Source organism: Salinicola sp. CR57 (assembly GCF_003206585.1).
GTDB classification, from domain to species: domain Bacteria; phylum Pseudomonadota; class Gammaproteobacteria; order Pseudomonadales; family Halomonadaceae; genus Salinicola; species Salinicola lusitanus.
In genome coordinates this window covers 196,821-214,193 of record NZ_PZJL01000001.1, presented here as the reverse complement: position 1 = coordinate 214,193, position 17,373 = coordinate 196,821, and the positions used below count along the sequence as shown (strand labels likewise).

At 63.5% G+C, this 17,373-nt stretch carries 15 protein-coding genes; 8 read left to right on the top strand and 7 right to left on the bottom strand.

Translation table 11 applies throughout. From position 1 onward, the window contains the following. Nucleotides 1–40: 40 nt before the first annotated feature. The 3 genes from DOM56_RS00985 to DOM56_RS00975 form a co-directional block, all read right to left on the bottom strand. Complete coding sequence (locus tag DOM56_RS00985; RefSeq protein WP_110707100.1) at nt 41–1,042, bottom strand: TRAP transporter substrate-binding protein; 1,002 nt, start codon at nt 1,040–1,042, stop codon at nt 41–43. 152 nt (nt 1,043–1,194) lie between these two features. Further along, the gene (locus DOM56_RS00980; protein WP_110707099.1) at nt 1,195–1,938 is read right to left on the bottom strand and encodes a GntR family transcriptional regulator; all 744 of its coding nucleotides are present in this window, start codon (nt 1,936–1,938) and stop codon (nt 1,195–1,197) included. Nucleotides 1,939–2,023: 85 nt separating this feature from the next. Further along, nucleotides 2,024–2,791: an SDR family oxidoreductase gene (locus DOM56_RS00975; protein WP_110707098.1), complete on the bottom strand. Its 768-nt coding sequence runs from the start codon at nt 2,789–2,791 to the stop codon at nt 2,024–2,026. Between the two features lie 893 nt (nt 2,792–3,684). Here DOM56_RS00975 and DOM56_RS00970 point away from each other — a divergent pair. After that, a complete protein-coding gene (locus tag DOM56_RS00970) occupies nt 3,685–4,596 on the top strand; it encodes a DMT family transporter (RefSeq protein WP_110707097.1) in 912 nt (303 codons plus the stop codon). A 47-nt stretch (nt 4,597–4,643) separates the two neighbouring features. Here DOM56_RS00970 and DOM56_RS00965 read toward each other — a convergent pair whose 3' ends face one another. From DOM56_RS00965 to DOM56_RS00955, 3 genes are read right to left on the bottom strand one after another with little or no spacing between them, the layout of a single operon-like run. After that, nucleotides 4,644–5,393, bottom strand: a complete 750-nt coding sequence (locus tag DOM56_RS00965; protein WP_110707096.1) for an ABC transporter ATP-binding protein — start codon at nt 5,391–5,393, stop codon at nt 4,644–4,646. Beyond that, nucleotides 5,387–6,490: an iron ABC transporter permease gene (locus DOM56_RS00960; RefSeq protein WP_110707095.1), complete on the bottom strand. Its 1,104-nt coding sequence runs from the start codon at nt 6,488–6,490 to the stop codon at nt 5,387–5,389. The genes DOM56_RS00965 and DOM56_RS00960 overlap by 7 nt, the downstream gene beginning before the upstream one ends. After that, on the bottom strand, nt 6,480–7,577 hold the full coding sequence (locus DOM56_RS00955; RefSeq protein WP_110707562.1) for an ABC transporter substrate-binding protein: 1,098 nt from the start codon (nt 7,575–7,577) through the stop codon (nt 6,480–6,482). Before DOM56_RS00955 ends, DOM56_RS00960 begins: the two co-directional genes overlap by 11 nt. A 252-nt stretch (nt 7,578–7,829) precedes the next feature. On the opposite strand from DOM56_RS00955, the gene dapB reads away from it, so the two are divergent. From dapB to greA, 5 genes are all read left to right on the top strand, one after another. Beyond that, nucleotides 7,830–8,651 (top strand): 4-hydroxy-tetrahydrodipicolinate reductase, encoded by an 822-nt coding sequence (gene dapB, locus DOM56_RS00950; RefSeq protein ID WP_110707094.1) that lies wholly within the window; start codon nt 7,830–7,832, stop codon nt 8,649–8,651. 16 nt (nt 8,652–8,667) lie between these two features. Beyond that, the gene (locus DOM56_RS19625; protein ID WP_157958130.1) at nt 8,668–8,949 is read left to right on the top strand and encodes a hypothetical protein; all 282 of its coding nucleotides are present in this window, start codon (nt 8,668–8,670) and stop codon (nt 8,947–8,949) included. Nucleotides 8,950–8,962: 13 nt separating this feature from the next. Next, nucleotides 8,963–10,120: a glutamine-hydrolyzing carbamoyl-phosphate synthase small subunit gene (gene carA / locus DOM56_RS00945; protein ID WP_110707093.1), complete on the top strand. Its 1,158-nt coding sequence runs from the start codon at nt 8,963–8,965 to the stop codon at nt 10,118–10,120. 99 nt (nt 10,121–10,219) lie between these two features. Next, nucleotides 10,220–13,453, top strand: coding sequence for a carbamoyl-phosphate synthase large subunit (gene carB / locus DOM56_RS00940; protein ID WP_110707092.1), 3,234 nt, complete (start codon nt 10,220–10,222; stop codon nt 13,451–13,453). After that, a complete protein-coding gene (greA, locus tag DOM56_RS00935) occupies nt 13,446–13,922 on the top strand; it encodes a transcription elongation factor GreA (RefSeq protein WP_110707091.1) in 477 nt (158 codons plus the stop codon). The genes carB and greA overlap by 8 nt, the downstream gene beginning before the upstream one ends. 115 nt (nt 13,923–14,037) lie before the next feature. Here greA and DOM56_RS00930 read toward each other — a convergent pair whose 3' ends face one another. Further along, complete coding sequence (locus tag DOM56_RS00930; RefSeq protein WP_110707090.1) at nt 14,038–14,364, bottom strand: YhbY family RNA-binding protein; 327 nt, start codon at nt 14,362–14,364, stop codon at nt 14,038–14,040. Nucleotides 14,365–14,595: 231 nt separating this feature from the next. Here DOM56_RS00930 and rlmE point away from each other — a divergent pair, with 231 nt between their 5' ends. Both rlmE and ftsH read left to right on the top strand, forming a co-directional pair. After that, nucleotides 14,596–15,261, top strand: a complete 666-nt coding sequence (rlmE, locus tag DOM56_RS00925; RefSeq protein ID WP_110597722.1) for a 23S rRNA (uridine(2552)-2'-O)-methyltransferase RlmE — start codon at nt 14,596–14,598, stop codon at nt 15,259–15,261. 90 nt (nt 15,262–15,351) lie between these two features. Then, the gene (gene ftsH / locus DOM56_RS00920; RefSeq protein WP_110597721.1) at nt 15,352–17,319 is read left to right on the top strand and encodes an ATP-dependent zinc metalloprotease FtsH; all 1,968 of its coding nucleotides are present in this window, start codon (nt 15,352–15,354) and stop codon (nt 17,317–17,319) included. Nucleotides 17,320–17,373 lie beyond the last annotated feature (54 nt).

The following is a 17,373-nucleotide window of genomic DNA, read 5'->3' as shown; positions in this document are numbered from 1 at the left end:
CTGACGCCTCGCCCAGGCAGGTCCCGAGCGAGGCGAAAACTTACTTGGCGTTGCGAATCAGCTCGACCAGTTCGGCCCCGTCGGGAATCTGATCGATGTACTTTTCGCGCACCGGGGCCATCGCCTCCATCCAAGGCGTCTTGTCTTCGATGTCGATGATGGTTGCCCCGTCCGCCACGGTCTCGGCGAGAGCCGCTTCGTCATCCTTCTGGCGCATTTCCGGTACCCGGGATTGAACCTCCAGCGCCGCTTCGGTGATGGCCTGTTGGTAGTCCTCGGGCAGCCGCTTCCACCAGTTCTGCGCCACGACCCAGGTACCCATCGCGTAGATATGGTCGGTCTTCACGTAGTAGGGCGCGACTTCATAGAAACGATTCGTCAGGTAGTTGGTTGCCGTGTTGTCGAAGAAATCGATGACTCCCGTCTGCATGGAGTTGTAGATCTCGGGCGCGGGTACCGGCGTCGGGTTGGCGCCCGCCGCGCGCCAGGCGTCCACATGCAGCGGGCTCTGGATGACCCGCATCTTCTTGCCCTGGATATCGTCGATGGAGTGAATCGGGAAGCTGCTCATCAGCTCTCGGACGCCATTGACGGTAAACCCGAGCAGGTGGAAGCCTTGATCCTCGAAACTGGAAGAGAGGGCCTCGGTAAGCGGCTCGCTCAGTGCAGAAGCATTGGCTTCATCGGTAATGACATAGGGGAGGTCCAGGACCTGGACTTCGGGTACCCACGAGGAGAGTACGGAGCTCGTGATGATGCCCATCTGGACGGATCCCAGCCGGATCCCTTCCGCGGATTCGGTTTCTCCTCCCAGCACACTGTTTGGGAACAGCTGGATGTCGACATTGTCGTCCGTGCGTTCACGGACGAGGTCGGCGAACTGCTGAGCCGCTTCGTATTTGGTGTTGCCCTCGGGCACGTCCAGTGAAAGCTTGGCGTTGAACTGGGCGGCAGGCGCCGAGAGGCTGCCGAGTGCCATGGCGACACCGGCAGCTACGGCGGCAAGACGAGGTGCGTGAGTCAAGAGGGAAGCTGTTGTCATGTCGTATTCCTCGGGTGGTAACGCCGTCTGGCGTTCGTTATTGCCGGGTCGTGATGAGTGAGTTCAGGGCCCGGGATTGGGGGCGTTCGATCGACACCCTCTTCTCGACGAGACCGTGTCTCCTGTCGAATCTGGACACGGTCATCGCTGCTTCAATCGATGCTTGGATCGAGCTCCACATTCAGCAAAATCGGATCGGTATCCCGCTCGATGACGCGCAGGGTTTCCCCCATGAAATCCATCAGATTGTCCGATGCCTTTGCCGCAGCCTGAGCATCCTGAGAGAGAATGGCCCGCAGGACGCCAAGATGGCCTTCGATAGTCCCCGAAAGATCCTGATTGGGCTTGGCGTTCGTGTGGTAGATCCAACCGATCCTGCGGAACATGGTGTGCAGTGGTCGCAACGAATATTCCAGGAAAGGCTCGTCACATATCTTCAGTATCTGGGCATCGATCTGAAGATCGAAACGGTTGAACGTCGATAGCGACATTACCGCCGCTTGGTCCTCCATGGTCCGTGCCAGTTTTTCCAGCATCCTTCGTTGTAATGGCGAGGCTTTCTCGCACGCTAGCGTGACGACGAATCGCTCCATGTCCCGACGTAAATGCAACAGCGTTGCCGTTCTTGCCAGGTCGACAGGGGTCACCTGGACGCCTTGTCGCGGCCTTATGGTGACCAGCGTATCCGACGCCAGGCGAGTGACTGCCTGATAAACCGGCATACGGCTATAACCGGTAATATCCTGCAGGTCGCGAATTCGCAGATAACTCCCCGGACCCAATCGACAGGTGACGATCAGCTCCTCGATTTCCCTATAGGCATGTTCGAGCAGGCTCTTATTATCGCGGCCTTTATCCTGAACCGTCGGCGGCGTCATATCCGGCGCATTTGGCATGATGTCGGATCCGGTGGGTCGTGAAGCAGGTCTGCCGATACAGGCTGCCTGCGCCTGGAGATTGCCAGGAATCGTGGTGATGCGGTCAGAGCACCGAAATCATGCCGCCATCGGCGTAGATGATCTGACCATTGATGTAGTCGGAGGCCTGCGATGCGAGGTACACCATGGTCCCGATCAGCTCTTCCGGCTTGCCCCATCGGCCCGCAGGCGTTCTGCCCTTGACCCAGGCATCGAATTCGGCATTGGAGGTCAAAGCCTCGTTCATGTCGGTCAGCATGTAGCCAGGACCGATGGCATTGGCCTGGATGCCCAGGCCGCCCCATTCCGCTGCCATGGCCTTGGTCAACATCTTTATCCCCCCTTTGGCCACGGTGTATGGGGCGACTGTAGCGCGGGCCAGCTCGCTGGTGAGGGAGCCGATATTGATGATCTTGCCCTGACCGCGTTCGACCATTCGTCTGGCCGCTTCGCGCCCGACGACGAACGCCGACGTGAGATTGGTATCGAGCACCCGTTGCCAGTCGGCGGTCTCGAGTTCCAGCATGGGTTTGCGAAACTGAATGCCGGCATTGTTGACCAGGATGTCGATCGTGACGCCGTCTTCATCGAACCGGGAAAAGGCCTCCTTGACGGCGTCGTCGTCGGTAACGTCGAAGGCGGCGGTCTGGACTCTATGGCCCGCTTCAGACATCTCGTGGGCGGCGGTGATCAGTCGTTGCTCGTTGATGCCGTTGAGAATCACCTCGGCACCGGCAGCGGCCAAGCCTTCCGCGAAAGCACGACCCAATCCCCTGGATGAGCCTGTCACCAGGGCCGTTTTTCCGGTCAGGTCGAATAGTTGAATCGACATCGATATTCCCTTCTCTGGGCCAGCGCGTTGCGTGGGTTGATCACGACGTTTGCCAGATGCCCTCTCCAGCAGAGAGCCGGCCGGGTCCAACTCGCCATGAGCATCGGATGACAGCCCCGATGCTGGTTTTCGGATATGCGTCGCTTTTTAACTCTTGGCAAATAAATGGCGCATGGCCATCGGGCGCGCCTCAATTTATTGCCAGGATCTGAAGCGGTTCGAGATTTATCTGGTCGTGATATTTTGTGATATATCAGGAATAACAGCACCTTCAATTGGCGTCAATCGGGTTAGGGGCGATTACCTTATACCCTATTTTTCTGTCTCTTGTTTATTTTTTAATGCACTGATTTTAAATGAAAAATTTCTTATTGACCTTTGGTTTATGAGTCTAAAGTCTAGCCTTGTTTGATTGAAAAAAGAGCTGGGTCTGGCGGGGTCGAAAAACTCATTTAGTGTTGACTGATTTTAGTGCGCTAATGTTTCAATCGTTAATTTTAACGATGCTTTTATTGTCGGCACGGTGTCGAGCTTGGCCGCGCATGAAGTTTCGGTGGTCGCATCCTGCGGGTCGCGGATTGTCGGCTTCAAGGCGCGGAGGTTCATGGCATGGCGTGCGGATGTAAATTTCATTCAGGTCAGGTCAGGTCAGGTCAGGTCAGGGCTGGCGTGGTCTTGACATACTGTCGCCATCTAACAGTGATCGGCGTGGCAGGGTTGCACCCATGAGAAAGTCAGGGAGAGGGGGTATGACGCGGATTGCGGTCAGGGGACTTTCTTACTCTAGCCCAAGACAATGCGGATAGTTGCCCCCGGCGAGGCGAGGCTCGCCCGGGTATAATGTCGCCCGCTCGCTGAAGCCGAATCATCCCGCCCCGAGGAGGCGCCTTTCCATGCACGACACCACGGACCGGCCGCTGGCCGGCATTCTGCTGCGGCTGCTATCGGGGCTGCTGTTCGCTGGCATGCTGGTCTGCATCAAAGCGGTCAGCGATGAGGTGCCGCTGGGGCAGACCGTGTTCTTTCGCTCCGCCTTCGCGCTGTTACCGATCGTCGTTTTCATGCTGTGGCGGCGTGAATTCCCGCGCGCCCTGGCCACCCAGCGGCCGCTCGGCCATCTGCTGCGCTCGGGGTTGGGGGCGGCGGCGATGTTCGCCTCCTTCGCCGCGGTGGCGCGCCTGCCGGTGGCAGAGGCGACCCTGCTGGCCCAACTGGCGCCGGTGGCCTTGGCGCTGGGCGGGATCCTGCTGCTGGGCGAACGCCTCACCCGCCACCGCCTGGCGGCGCTGACGCTGGTACTCATCGGGGTAGGAGTGCTGATCCTGCCCGAGCTGCGCGGCGGCCCGACCCCCGCGCGGATCACCGGTTACGCTCTAGGCATCGCCGCCGCCCTGCTCACGGCGGGGGCGCTGCTCACGGTGCGGCGCATCTCGCGCACCGAGACGCCTGCCGCGATCGCATTCTACTTCGTGCTGGTGACCACGCTGGCGGGGCTGGCGACCGCCGCCCTGGGCTGGGTCTCGGTAGCCTGGCCGACACTGCTGTTGCTGGTGCTGGCGGGGCTGTTCGGCGGCGCGGCGCATATCTGCATGACGCTGGCGCTGCGCATGACCGAGGTATCCAAGCTGGCGCCGTTCGAGTATGTGGCACTGATCTGGCCGCTGCTGGCGGATCTGTGGCTGTTCGGGCAGCCGCTATCCAGCGGCTTCGTGCTGGCCCTGCCGCTGGTGCTGGGGGGCGCCATGCTGGCGGCGCTGGAGGGGCGCCGGTTGAGATGGCGGCGGCGGCTCGGCACCAGTGACTAGCGCGCCGGGTGCAGGGATGTTGGTGCTCTGCAGTGGTCAGGGCATCGCTAGATGGCGGCTTCGACGATCAGCTGGGGTCTCCCCTGAGAGCAGGGCTCGATGCGCGCTTCGACCTGGAAGGTGCGGCGCAGCATCTGCGGTGTCACCACCTGTTCGCAGGGGCCGCAGTCGACCAGCCGCCCGCTCTCGATCACCAGCGCCTGATCGGCGAAGCGCATAGCGTGGCCGAGATCGTGGAGCGCGGCGATGATCAGCATGTTCCGCTCCTGTGCCAGCCGGCGCAGGATGCTGAGCAGGCTGATCTGGCGGTGAAGATCGAGCGCCGAGGTGGGCTCGTCCAGCAGCAGGATGTCGGGGGACTGCACCAGCGCCTGAGCCGCGCCCACCAGCTGCCGCTGGCCGCCGCTCAGATTGCCGATGTCGCGCCCGGCCAGGGTATCGATGCCGAGCGCCGCCAGCGCCTTGTCGACCTCGCCGAGATCGGCATCCGCCACCTTGAGACGACGTCCCTGCATGCGCGCCAGCAGCACCGCTTCGTAGACCGTCAGCACTGCGGTGGCGCCGTTGTCCTGGGGCATGTAGGCGACCGGACGCTCACTGCTGGTGCCGGTGATGCGCACCTCGCCATCTCCCTCGAGCAGCCCCAGGATGCGCCGGAACAGGGTCGACTTGCCCGCCGCATTGGGGCCGAGCAGCGCCACCACCTGGCCGCCGTGCAGCGGCGGCGTGGAGATATCGGCGAGGATCTGGCGGCGGCCGTAGCGCGCCGAGAGGCGGTCGAGCGTCAGCGTTACCATGCGTTCTTCTTGTGGTTGAGGATCAAGAACAGGAAAAACGGAATCCCCACCAGCGAGGTGATGATGCCGATCGGAATGATGGTGCCGGGGATGATCACCTTCGACAGCACCGAGCCCACCGACAGCATCAGTGCCCCGCACAGCGCCGAACCGGGCAGGAAGAAGCGCTGATCCTCACCCAGCAGCAGACGCGCGATGTGCGGCCCGACCAGCCCGACGAAGCCGATGGTGCCGACGAAGGAGACGGCGATCGCGGCCAGCAGCGAGACCATGATCAATACCTCCAGGCGCAGCGCCCGCGGCTTGACGCCCAGGCTCTCGGCCTTGGCATCGCCCAGGCGCATGGCGGTCAGTGCCCAGCCGTGGCGGGCCAGCAGCGGTACCACCACCGCGAGCACGGCGAAGGCGATGCCGAGCTTGGGCCAGGTCGCCTTGGTCAGGCTGCCCATGGTCCAGAATACCACCGCGGAGACCGCCTGCTGGCTGGCGAAGAACTGGATCAGCGCCATCAGCGAGTTGAAGATGAACACCATGGCGATGCCCAGCAGCACGATGGTCTCGATCGTCACCCCGCGGCGCATGCTCAGGAAGTGGATCGCCAGTGCGGTCAGCATCGCCATGATGAAGGCGTTGAGCGGGATCGCGTAGTCGACCAGCGCCGGCACCAGGGTCACCCCGAAGGCCAGCGCCAGCGCGGCGCCGAAGCTGGCCCCGGCGGAGATGCCGAGGGTGAAGGGGCTGGCCAACGGGTTGCTGAGGATGGTCTGCATCTGGGCGCCGGCGATCGACAGGCTTGCGCCCACCACCAGCGCCATCAGCGCCACCGGCATGCGGATCTGCCACAGGATCACCCGCAGCGACTCTTCGACCGAGCCCGGGGTGAAGAGCGCCGCGATCACCTGGTCGAGACCGAAGCGCGCCGGCCCCAGGGCGAGGTCGACGCACAGGCTGGCGAACAGCGCCAGGGCCAGCGCGGCCAGGATCAGCTGGCGCCGCAGCACCAGCCGACGATAGAGATTGGCGTCATCGGCCGCGGCCGGGGTGAAGGCAGCCGGGCGCGACGGTGCGGCGGCCACGCGGGAACTCTCAGTCGTCATGCAGGGATACCCAGTAACCGGGATCGTAATCCACCGGCAGGAAGCGCTGATGCAGCTCGCGCAGGGTGGCCTCGGGGTCGAGATCGGCGAATAGCTCCGGGTGGAACCACTTGGCCAGCTGCTGCACCGCCACGAAGTAATAAGGGCTGTTGTAGAACTGGTGCCAGATGGCGTGGACCTGGCCGGTCTTTACCGCCTCGATGCCGGTCATGGCAGTGCGGTGGGTCAACTGCTCGAGCTTGGCCCGGGCCTGCTGCATGTCCGCCCCCGGCCCCACGCCGACCCAATTGCCCCCGGGGACGTAGGCACCCCAGTTGCCGCCGGTGACCACCACCTGATCGGGGTCGGCGGCGATGATCTGCTCCGGATTGAGGGTGCCGAAGGTCGCGGGGATGATGCCATCGGCGATGTTGTGGCCGCCGGCGAGCTCGACGTACTCGCCGAAGTTACCGGGACCGAAGCTCATGCAGCAGTCGTCGGAGTAGCCGCCGGCGCGATCGATGAACACCTTGGGCCGCGCCGGATCGGCGGCGGCGATCTTGTCGGTGACCCGGGCCAGCTGCGCCTCGGCGAAGTCGATGAAGGCATCGGCGCGCTGGGTGTCGCCGAGCAGACGCCCCATCAGACGCATAGAGGGGATGGTGTGCTCGAGCGGCTTCTCGCGGAAATCGACATAGACGATCGGGATGCCCAGCGCGGCCAGCTTGGTGTCGTAGCCGGCATCCTCGGTGGCGGCCTTGGCCTCGAGATTCATCAGCACCACGTCGGGGTGCAGGCTGGCGGCCTGCTCGACGTCGAAAGTGCCATCCTTGAAGCCGCCGAAGGTGGGGATCTGCTTCATCTCGGGAAACTTGGCGGCGTAGGCGGCGTAGTTGTCCGGGTCGGCCTCGGCGAGGTCGTGACGCCAGCCCACCACGTGAGCGAACGGGTTGTCGGGCTCGAGCGCGGCGAGCAGATAGATCTGGCGACCCTCGCCGAGGATGACGCGCTGCACTGGGGCCTCGACGGTGACCTGGCGGCCGGCGATATCGGTCACCGTGATCGGGCCGGCCCAGGCGCTGGTGGCGCCGCCGAGGGCTAAGGTGATGACGGCGAGACGGACGAGCCTCGCGGCGTATCCGGCGAAGAGTGAGCGTGGCTGAGTCACGGCGAGATCCGGCAGAGAGTCGAATGGATTAGTTACGCATGATTCTTATTTGCGATGGGGCGCTAGTATGTCGCAGGGGTGGCGGGGCGTCCAGAGCCGTGCTTAGGCTTGCGGGGCTACCGACGGGCGTCGCGCGGGCCCCGGCGGCAGTTGTTATACTGCCGCGACGCTTACCCTACCGCTGGAGATCGCATGCCTTCTCACGCCCCCCGTATCGCCATCGTCGGTGCTGCCGGCCGCATGGGCCGCAACCTGATTAGTGCCGTGCAGCAGGATGACGGGGCCAGCCTGGCCGGCGGCAGCGTTTCCGCCGGCAGCTCGCTGGTTGGCGCCGACCTGGGCGAACTCGCCGGCATCGGGCGCCTGGGCGTGGCCGCCACCGACGACCTGGCCGCTATCGCCGACGACTTCGATGTGCTGATCGACTTCACCTCGCCCGCCACCACCCTGGCCAATCTCGCCTTCTGCGCCGACCACGGCAAGGCGATCGTGATCGGCACCACCGGCCTCGACGAGGCCCAGCTGGCCGAGCTCGACGGCTATCGCGAGCGCGTGGCGATGGTCTTCGCGCCCAACATGAGCGTCGGTGTCAACCTGACCCTCAATCTGCTCGCCACCGCCGCCCGCGCCCTGGGCGACGAGGGCTACGACATCGAGGTGATCGAGGCGCACCACCGCCACAAGGTCGACGCGCCATCGGGTACCGCGCTGAAGATGGGCGAGGTGATGGCCGATGCCCTGGCGCGTCCGCTCAAGGAGTACGGCGTGTTCGAGCGGGTTGGCCAGTGCGGGCCGCGCACCGACAAGGAGATCGGCTTCGCCACCGTGCGGGCGGGCGATATCGTCGGCGAGCACACGGTGATGTTCGCCACCGAGGGCGAGCGCATCGAGATCACCCACAAGGCCTCCAGCCGCATGACCTTCGCCAAGGGCGCGGTACGCGCGGCGCGCTGGCTCGCCGCGCGCGATGCCGGGCGCTACGACATGCAGGACGTGCTGGGCCTGAAGGATTGACGCTCGGTCGGAGCGGATGTTCGACGTCGGCGGAACACCGGGTGGAGTGTCATGGGATCGAATCGCGATCGGTACTGGAGCCGGTCGCCGCTTTCCGGTATCATTTCGCCAATTTGGCCGGGCCAGCGCCGCAGGCAGTAGAGATTCGCCGCAGATGATGCAGCAACAGGACAATGAGCGGGATGAAACCGGTTTTCCGGATTTCGTCCCGCTTTTTTACGACCTTGCGGCGGCTGCCGGTCAGTGCATGAAGGGGCGTGATGCTACACCTCTACGCAATTTGTTGATGACCAGTTAAGGAGGATGTTGCCTTGAACAGACCCGCGATACTGGCTCTCGAAGACGGCAGTGTATTTCACGGCGTCGCGATCGGAGCCGATGGGCAGACCAGCGGGGAGGTGGTCTTCAATACCGCCATGACCGGTTATCAGGAAATTCTCACCGACCCCTCCTATACCCGCCAGATCGTGACCCTGACCTACCCCCACATCGGCAATACTGGCATCAACGTCGAGGACGTCGAGTCGCATCGAATCTGCGCCGCCGGCCTGGTCATTCGTGATTTGCCGCTGATCGCCAGCAATTTTCGCAGCACGGCCACGCTCTCCGAGTACCTGGCTTCGCAGAACGTCATCGGCATCGCTGACATCGACACGCGTCGCCTGACGCGCATCCTGCGCAGCAAGGGGTCGCTGAACGGAGCCATCCTGGCCGGCGACGCTGCCCGGGGCGATGATGCCGTCGAGCGGGCGCTGGCGGAAGCCCAGGCCTTCCCGGGCCTCAAGGGGATGGATCTGGCCAGGGAAGTCTCCTGTGAGTCGATCCACGAGTGGACCGAGGGCGAGTGGACGCTGGGCCAGGGCTACGCCGACACCGCCCGGGGCGAGCGCCCGTACCACGTGGTCGCCTACGACTACGGGATCAAGCACAACATCCTGCGCATGCTCGCCTCGCGCGGCTGCCGCCTGACCGTGGTGCCGGCGCAGACGCCGGCCAGCGAGGTGCTGGCGATGAACCCGGACGGCGTGTTCCTGGCCAACGGGCCGGGCGATCCCGAGCCCTGCGACTACGCCATCAGTGCGATCCGCGAGGTGCTCGAGACGGATGTCCCGGTCTTCGGCATCTGCCTGGGTCACCAGCTGCTGGCGCTGGCCGCCGGCGCCAGAACGGTGAAGATGAACCATGGTCACCACGGCGCCAACCACCCGGTCCAGGATCTCGACAGCGGGCAGGTGATGATCACCAGCCAGAACCACGGCTTCGCGGTGGACGAGTCGAGCCTGCCGGACAACGTGCGCGCGATTCATCGCTCGCTGTTCGATGGCACCTTGCAGGGCATCGAGCTGACCGACCGGCCGGCGTTCAGCTTCCAGGGGCACCCCGAGGCGAGCCCGGGGCCGCAGGACGTCTCGCCGCTGTTCGATCGCTTCGTGACGATGATGCAGGCCCGCCAGCGAGATGCGGTATAAGCCGTCAGCGAAACGCAGCACGGCCTCGGCCGTTTGGAATTCAGTCTTCTTGGGTCGGCGCCAGCCGCCGACACCACCATTTTCGACGAGTGTTAGCGCATGCCAAAACGTACGGATCTCGACAGCATTCTGATCATCGGCGCCGGCCCCATCGTCATCGGGCAGGCGTGCGAATTCGACTACTCCGGGGCCCAGGCCTGCAAGGCACTGCGCGAAGAGGGCTACCGCGTCATTCTGGTCAACTCCAACCCGGCGACCATCATGACCGACCCGGTGATGGCGGACGCCACCTATATCGAGCCGATCACCTGGCAGGCGGTGGAGCAGATCATCGAGCGTGAGCGCCCGTCGGCGATCCTGCCGACCATGGGCGGCCAGACCGCGCTCAACTGCGCGCTGGATCTCGACAAGCATGGCGTGCTCGAGAAGTACGGGGTCGAGATGATCGGTGCCAACGCCGATGCCATCAACAAGGCCGAAGATCGCGATCTGTTCGACAAGGCGATGAAGAACATCGGTCTGGAGTGCCCCAAGGCGAAAGTGGCGCACACCATGGACGAGGCGTGGGAGATCCAGGCTACGCTCGGGTTCCCGGTGATCATCCGGCCTTCCTACACCATGGGCGGCTCCGGCGGCGGCGTGGCCTACAACAAGGAGGAGTTCGAGGAGATCTGCGATCGCGGTTTCGAACTCTCCAACAACCACGAGCTGCTGATCGACGAGTCCCTTCTCGGCTGGAAGGAGTACGAGATGGAGGTCGTTCGTGACAAGAACGACAACTGCATCATCGTCTGCGCGATCGAGAACTTCGACCCCATGGGCGTGCACACCGGCGACTCCATCACCGTCGCGCCAGCGCAGACGCTGACCGACAAGGAGTACCAGATCATGCGCAACGCATCGCTTGCGGTGCTGCGCGAGATCGGCGTCGAGACCGGCGGCTCCAACGTCCAGTTCGGCGTCGATCCCGACACCGGGCGCATGGTGGTGATCGAGATGAACCCGCGGGTGTCGCGCTCCTCGGCGCTGGCTTCCAAGGCGACCGGCTTCCCGATCGCCAAGATCGCCGCCAAGCTGGCGGTGGGCTACACCCTGGACGAGCTGCAGAACGACATCACCGGTGGTGCCACGCCGGCCTCGTTCGAGCCGTCGATCGACTATGTCGTGACCAAGATCCCGCGCTTCACGTTCGAGAAGTTCCCCCAGGCCAACGACCGTCTGACCACCCAGATGAAGTCGGTCGGCGAGGTGATGGCGATCGGTCGCACCTTCCAGGAGTCGATGCACAAGGCGCTGCGCGGGCTCGAGATCGGTGTCGACGGGCTCGACCCCAAGGTGACCGACTTCGGTCCGGAGAACATGGCGCTGATCAAGGGCGAGCTGCAGGCCGCCGGTGCCGACCGCATCTTCTACATCGCCGATGCCATGCGCAGCGGCATGAGCGTGGACGAGGTGTTCACGCTGACCAATATCGATCGCTGGTTCCTGGTTCAGCTCGAGGACCTGATCCTGAGCGAGGCGGCGATCACCGAACGCTCGCTGCACGATTTCAGCGCCGACGAACTATATCGTCTCAAGCGCAAGGGCTTCTCCGATGCCCGGCTGGCGTCGCTGCTCGGCGTCTCGGAGGGTGAGTTCCGCAGCCGCCGTCAGCAGCTCGACATTCGCCCGGTCTACAAGCGGGTCGACACCTGTGCCGCCGAATTCGCTTCCGACACCGCCTACATGTACTCGACCTATGAAGAGGAGTGCGAGGCCGACGTCAGCGATCGCCAGAAGATCATGGTGCTGGGCGGCGGACCCAACCGGATCGGCCAGGGTATCGAGTTCGACTACTGCTGCGTGCATGCGGCTCTGGCGATGCGCGAAGACGGTTACGAGACCATCATGGTCAACTGCAATCCGGAGACCGTCTCCACCGACTACGACACCAGCGATCGGCTCTATTTCGAGCCGGTGACCCTGGAGGACGTGCTCGAGATCGCCGACAAGGAGAAGCCGGTCGGCGTGATCGTCCAGTTCGGCGGTCAAACCCCGCTGAAGCTGGCGCGGGCGCTGGAAGCCGCCGGCGTACCGATCATCGGCACCACCCCGGATGCGATCGATCGGGCCGAGGATCGCGAGCGCTTCCAGAAGATGATCGACAAGCTGGGCCTCAAGCAGCCGCCCAACGCTACCGCGCGCAGCTTCGAGGACGCCTTCGCCAAGGCCGAGAAGATCGGCTATCCGCTGGTGGTACGGCCGAGCTACGTGCTTGGCGGCCGCGCCATGGAGATCGTCTACACCGCCGAGGAGCTGGAGCGCTACATGACCCACGCGGTCAAGGTCTCCAACGACTCGCCGGTGCTGCTCGACCATTTCCTCAACGCGGCGATCGAGATCGATATCGATGCGGTCAGCGACGGCGAGCAGGTGGTGATCGGCGGCATCATGCAGCATATCGAGCAGGCCGGCGTGCACTCCGGTGATTCCGCCTGCTCGTTGCCGCCGTACTCGCTGCCGGCGGAGGTGCAGGACGCGATGCGCGACCAGGTCAAGAAGATGGCGGTCGAGCTCAACGTGGTCGGGCTGATGAACGTGCAGCTGGCTTGGCAGGATGGCGAGATCTACGTCATCGAGGTCAATCCGCGCGCCTCGCGCACCGTGCCGTTCGTCTCCAAGTGCATCGGCACGTCGCTGGCGCAGGTGGCGGCGCGCTGCATGGCCGGAACGACCTTGGCCGAGCAGCAGTTCACCCGCGAGATCATTCCGGGCTACTACAGCGTCAAGGAAGCGGTGTTCCCGTTCAACAAGTTCCCGGGGGTCGATCCGATCCTGTCGCCGGAGATGAAGTCCACCGGTGAGGTGATGGGGAGCGGCGCGACCTTTGCCGAAGCCTTCTACAAGGCGCAGTTGGGCGCCGGCGAAGCGATTCCGAGATTGACCGGGGAGCGCAAGGCGTTCCTCTCCGTGCGCGAGCCGGACAAGCAAGGTGTTATCGAGGTGGCCCAATCTCTGCTAGCCTTGGGTTTCAGTTTAGTGGCAACGCGGGGTACGGCCAGGGCTCTGGAAGGGGCCGGTCTGTCCGTTGCCGTCGTCAACAAGGTTTTTGAAGGCCGTCCGCATATCGTCGATCTGCTCAAGAACGACGAGATCGCCTATATCGTGAATACCACGGAAGGCCGTCAGGCGATCAATGACTCCTCGGTCATCCGGCGCACCGCGCTGGCGCGCAAGGTCCCCTATGCCACCACGCTGGCCGGGGCGCGCGCTGTCTGCATGGCGCTGGAGTACGGTAACGAGATCACGGTGCGGCGGCTGCAGGAACAGCATGCAGGAGTAGTCCATGAATAAAGTCCCGATGACCGTCCACGGCGAACAGGCCTTGCGTCAGGAGCTGGAGCAGTTGAAAGGCGTGGAGCGCCCGCGAGTCATCAACGACATTGCGGTCGCACGCGAGCACGGCGACCTCAAGGAGAACGCCGAATATCACGCCGCCCGCGAGCAGCAGGGCTTCATCGAGGGGCGTATCCAGGAGATCGAGGGCAAGCTGTCGGCGGCGCAGGTCATCGACGTGACCAAGATGCCGAAGAGCGGCAAGGTGATCTTCGGCGTGACGGTCGAGCTGCTCAATCTCGAGACCGACGACGAGGTGCGCTACCGGATCGTCGGCGAGGACGAGGCGGACATCAAGGCCGGCAAGATCTCGGTGACCTCGCCGATCGCCCGTGCGCTGATCGGCAAGAGCGAAGGCGACGTGGTCAACGTGCGTACGCCGGGTGGGGACGTGGAGTACGAGATATCCGGCGTCGAGCATATTTGATCGCGCGCAGCTGCGCGTCGGTCAAGCGGCGTTGAAAGCGAAAGAAGCCGCGACACTGTCGCGGCTTCTTTTCATTCTGGAGCATTCTGATTTTTGCGGCTCGCGGCCTTCGTGCTCAGTGCCGTCCGTGATGCTCCTCGGCACGTTGAACGTTGGAGAGCTTGGGGTTGGCTTTCGGGTTGTGGCGGTAGAGTAGCGCCGTCTTGCCCAGCGACTGCACCAGCTCCGCGCCGGAGAGTTCGATCAGCTCTTCGATCATGGCCTGGCGCTCTTCCCGTTCGGGAATCGCCAGCTTGATCTTGATCAGTTCGTGATCGCGCAGGGCGCGTTCGAGCTCCTGCTGAGCGCCCTCGCTCAAGCCGTTTTCACTCACCGTGACGATCGGCTGCAGGTGATGGCCGATGCTGCGAAAGGCTTTCTTTTGTGCGGATGATAGGCTCATGATAGTCTGACCGTTGGACTTCGCGATATTTTACAGCGGTGCTGCAATCGGTCTCACCACCGCACTGTCGAAACGCGACATGGTACGGGTTTCGGTCGCCGCGGGAAAGATGTCGTTGGTGTGTAGTCCCCGGAGCGGTGATGGCGATCCTCTACCGGCACCATACTCTCCGCATCCGATCTTAAGTCCGCATCTCCACCCTTTCTTCGAGCTTTTTTCAGGTGATCACCAGTGGCGCGCTCCTCCAGGCCCAGTCCCGACAACGCCGGTTCCTCGACGCGCCAGAGCAAGAGCAGCGCGGGCTGGCTGAAAGAGCATTTCGACGACCGCTACGTCCAGCAGTCCTGGAAGGATGGTTATCGTTCGCGTGCAAGCTATAAGTTGCTGGAACTCGACGAGCGTGACAAGTTACTCCGGTCCGGAATGTCGGTGATCGACCTGGGGGCCGCACCGGGAGGCTGGAGTCAGGTCGCCGCCGAGAAGGTCGGTAGCGATGGGGTGGTGATCGCGTCGGACATCCTCGAGATGGATGCGTTGGCCGGCGTCGACTTCATTCAGGGCGATTTCACCGAAGAGTCGGTGCTGGAGGCGATTCTGGCTGCGCTGGGGGATCGCTCCGTCGACCTGGTGTTGTCCGACATGGCCCCGAACATGAGCGGCATGGCGGCGATAGACCAGCCCCAGGCGATGTATCTGGTCGAGCTGGCGCTCGACCTGGCGCGGCAGACCCTGGCACCCGGCGGCCATTTTCTGGCCAAGGTGTTTCAGGGCGAAGGATTCGACGACTACCTGCGGGAGTTGCGCGGCAGCTTCCGCAAGGTGGTCACGCGCAAGCCGGAAGCTTCCCGGGCCCGATCCCGAGAAGTCTACCTGCTGGCGCAGGGATTTCATGGCTAGGCTTGCAAGCGTGGTTGAACGCCCCCATCTGGTGTAGTGTCAGACCACGGCAAGCGCAGGCAGCAAGATTCGTACTACGAGGGTGGTGTCTTGAACGACATGGCGAAGAATCTAATTCTCTGGTTGGTCATCGCAGCCGTGCTGCTGACGGTGTTCAACAACTTCAGCGTCGATAGCTCGCCGCACACGACGAGCTATTCGCAGTTCGTGCAGCAGGTCCAGAACGACCAGGTGCGCAGCGTGACCATCGACGGCTACACCATCAATGGTGAGCGAAAGGATGGCACGCAATTCCAGACCATTCGCCCTGCCGCCCAGGATCCCAAACTGATGGACGATCTGTTGGCGCATGACGTCACGGTCGTCGGCCAGAAGCCCGAGGAACAGAGCCTGTGGACGCGCTTGCTGATCGCCAGCTTCCCGATCCTGTTGATTCTGGGCATCTTCATCTTCTTCATGCGGCAGATGCAGGGTGGCGGCAGTGGCCGGGGTGGCCCGATGAGCTTCGGCAAGTCGAAGGCGAAGCTGCTGAGCCAGGATCAGATCAAATCCACCTTTGCCGACGTCGCGGGCTGTGACGAGGCCAAGGAGGAGGTGGTCGAGCTGGTCGACTTCCTCAAGGATCCTTCGAAGTTTCAGCGCCTGGGCGGCCAGATACCCCGCGGCGTGCTGATGGTGGGCCCCCCGGGGACCGGCAAGACGCTGCTGGCGAAGGCAATCGCCGGCGAGGCCAAGGTGCCGTTCTTCAGCATCTCCGGGTCCGACTTCGTCGAGATGTTCGTCGGCGTGGGTGCTTCCCGCGTCCGTGACATGTTCGAGCAGGCCAAGAAGCAGGCGCCGTGCATCATCTTCATCGACGAGATCGATGCCGTCGGTCGCCATCGTGGCTCCGGCATGGGCGGCGGTCACGACGAGCGCGAGCAGACCCTGAACCAGCTGCTGGTCGAGATGGATGGCTTCGAGGCCAACGACGGCATCATCGTCATTGCCGCCACCAACCGTCCCGACGTGCTGGATCCGGCGCTGCTGCGTCCGGGCCGCTTCGACCGTCAGGTCACCGTGCCGCTGCCCGATATTCGGGGTCGCGAGCATATTCTCAACGTACATCTGCGCAAGGTGCCGATGGCCGACGGTGTCCAGGCCAGCATCATCGCCCGTGGCACGCCCGGCTTCTCGGGCGCCGACCTGGCCAACCTGGTCAACGAGGCGGCGCTGTTCGCGGCGCGACGCAATCGACGCACCGTGGGTATGGAAGAGCTGGAGCTGGCCAAGGACAAGATCATGATGGGCGCCGAGCGTCGGTCCATGGTCATGTCCGAGAAGGACAAGCTCAACACGGCCTACCATGAGGCCGGCCATGCCATCATCGGCCTGGTGATGCCCGAGCACGATCCGGTCTACAAGGTCACCATCATCCCGCGCGGTCGTGCGCTTGGCGTGACCATGTTCCTCCCCGAAGAAGACCGCTACAGCTATTCCCGTCAGCAGATCATCAGCCAGCTCTGCTCGCTGTTCGGTGGCCGGATCGCCGAAGAGATGACGCTTGGGCCGAATGGGGTCACCACCGGTGCCTCCAACGACATCAAGCGGGCCACCGAACTTGCGCACAGCATGGTGGCCAAGTGGGGTCTCTCCGAGGAGATGGGGCCGCTGATGTACGACGAGGACGAATCGCATCAGTTCCTCGGTGGTCCCGGTCAGGGTGGCGGCAAACTGAGTTCTGGTGAGACTTCGACCCGCCTCGACAAGGAGGTGCGTCGCATCATCGACGAATGCTATGCCATGGCGCGCAAGATTCTCGAGGACAATCGCGACAAGCTCGACCTGATGGCCGAAGCGCTGATGCAGTACGAGACCATCGACGCTGCCCAGCTCAAGGACATCATGGAAGGTCGCCCGCCGCGTCCGCCGAAGGATTGGGGTGACGATGGTCCGAGCTCGGGTTCTGGTCGGCCGGTCAGCGATCCTGAGCCACAGCCAGGCGATGAAGGCACGTCGGATGACGAGCCCGGCAACCGCCGCCCCTCGGATCCTCTGGGCGGGCCGTCAGGGCTTTGAGGTGATCCGGCGGTCCACAGCCAATCCGGGTTCGAACGACTCGGCATCAATCAG

Excerpts from the sequence above, each read along its gene's own strand:
- DOM56_RS00930 (WP_110707090.1), bottom strand. The coding sequence starts at position 14,364 with ATGAGCCTATCATCCGCACAAAAGAAAGCCTTTCGCAGCATCGGCCAT.
- dapB (WP_110707094.1), top strand. The coding sequence starts at position 7,830 with ATGCCTTCTCACGCCCCCCGTATCGCCATCGTCGGTGCTGCCGGCCGC.
- carB (WP_110707092.1), top strand. The coding sequence starts at position 10,220 with ATGCCAAAACGTACGGATCTCGACAGCATTCTGATCATCGGCGCCGGC.
- DOM56_RS00980 (WP_110707099.1), bottom strand. The coding sequence starts at position 1,938 with ATGCCAAATGCGCCGGATATGACGCCGCCGACGGTTCAGGATAAAGGC.
- greA (WP_110707091.1), top strand. The coding sequence starts at position 13,446 with ATGAATAAAGTCCCGATGACCGTCCACGGCGAACAGGCCTTGCGTCAG.
- DOM56_RS00965 (WP_110707096.1), bottom strand. The coding sequence starts at position 5,393 with ATGGTAACGCTGACGCTCGACCGCCTCTCGGCGCGCTACGGCCGCCGC.
- DOM56_RS00985 (WP_110707100.1), bottom strand. The coding sequence starts at position 1,042 with ATGACAACAGCTTCCCTCTTGACTCACGCACCTCGTCTTGCCGCCGTA.
- DOM56_RS00960 (WP_110707095.1), bottom strand. The coding sequence starts at position 6,490 with ATGACGACTGAGAGTTCCCGCGTGGCCGCCGCACCGTCGCGCCCGGCT.
- DOM56_RS00970 (WP_110707097.1), top strand. The coding sequence starts at position 3,685 with ATGCACGACACCACGGACCGGCCGCTGGCCGGCATTCTGCTGCGGCTG.
- DOM56_RS19625 (WP_157958130.1), top strand. The coding sequence starts at position 8,668 with ATGTTCGACGTCGGCGGAACACCGGGTGGAGTGTCATGGGATCGAATC.
- DOM56_RS00975 (WP_110707098.1), bottom strand. The coding sequence starts at position 2,791 with ATGTCGATTCAACTATTCGACCTGACCGGAAAAACGGCCCTGGTGACA.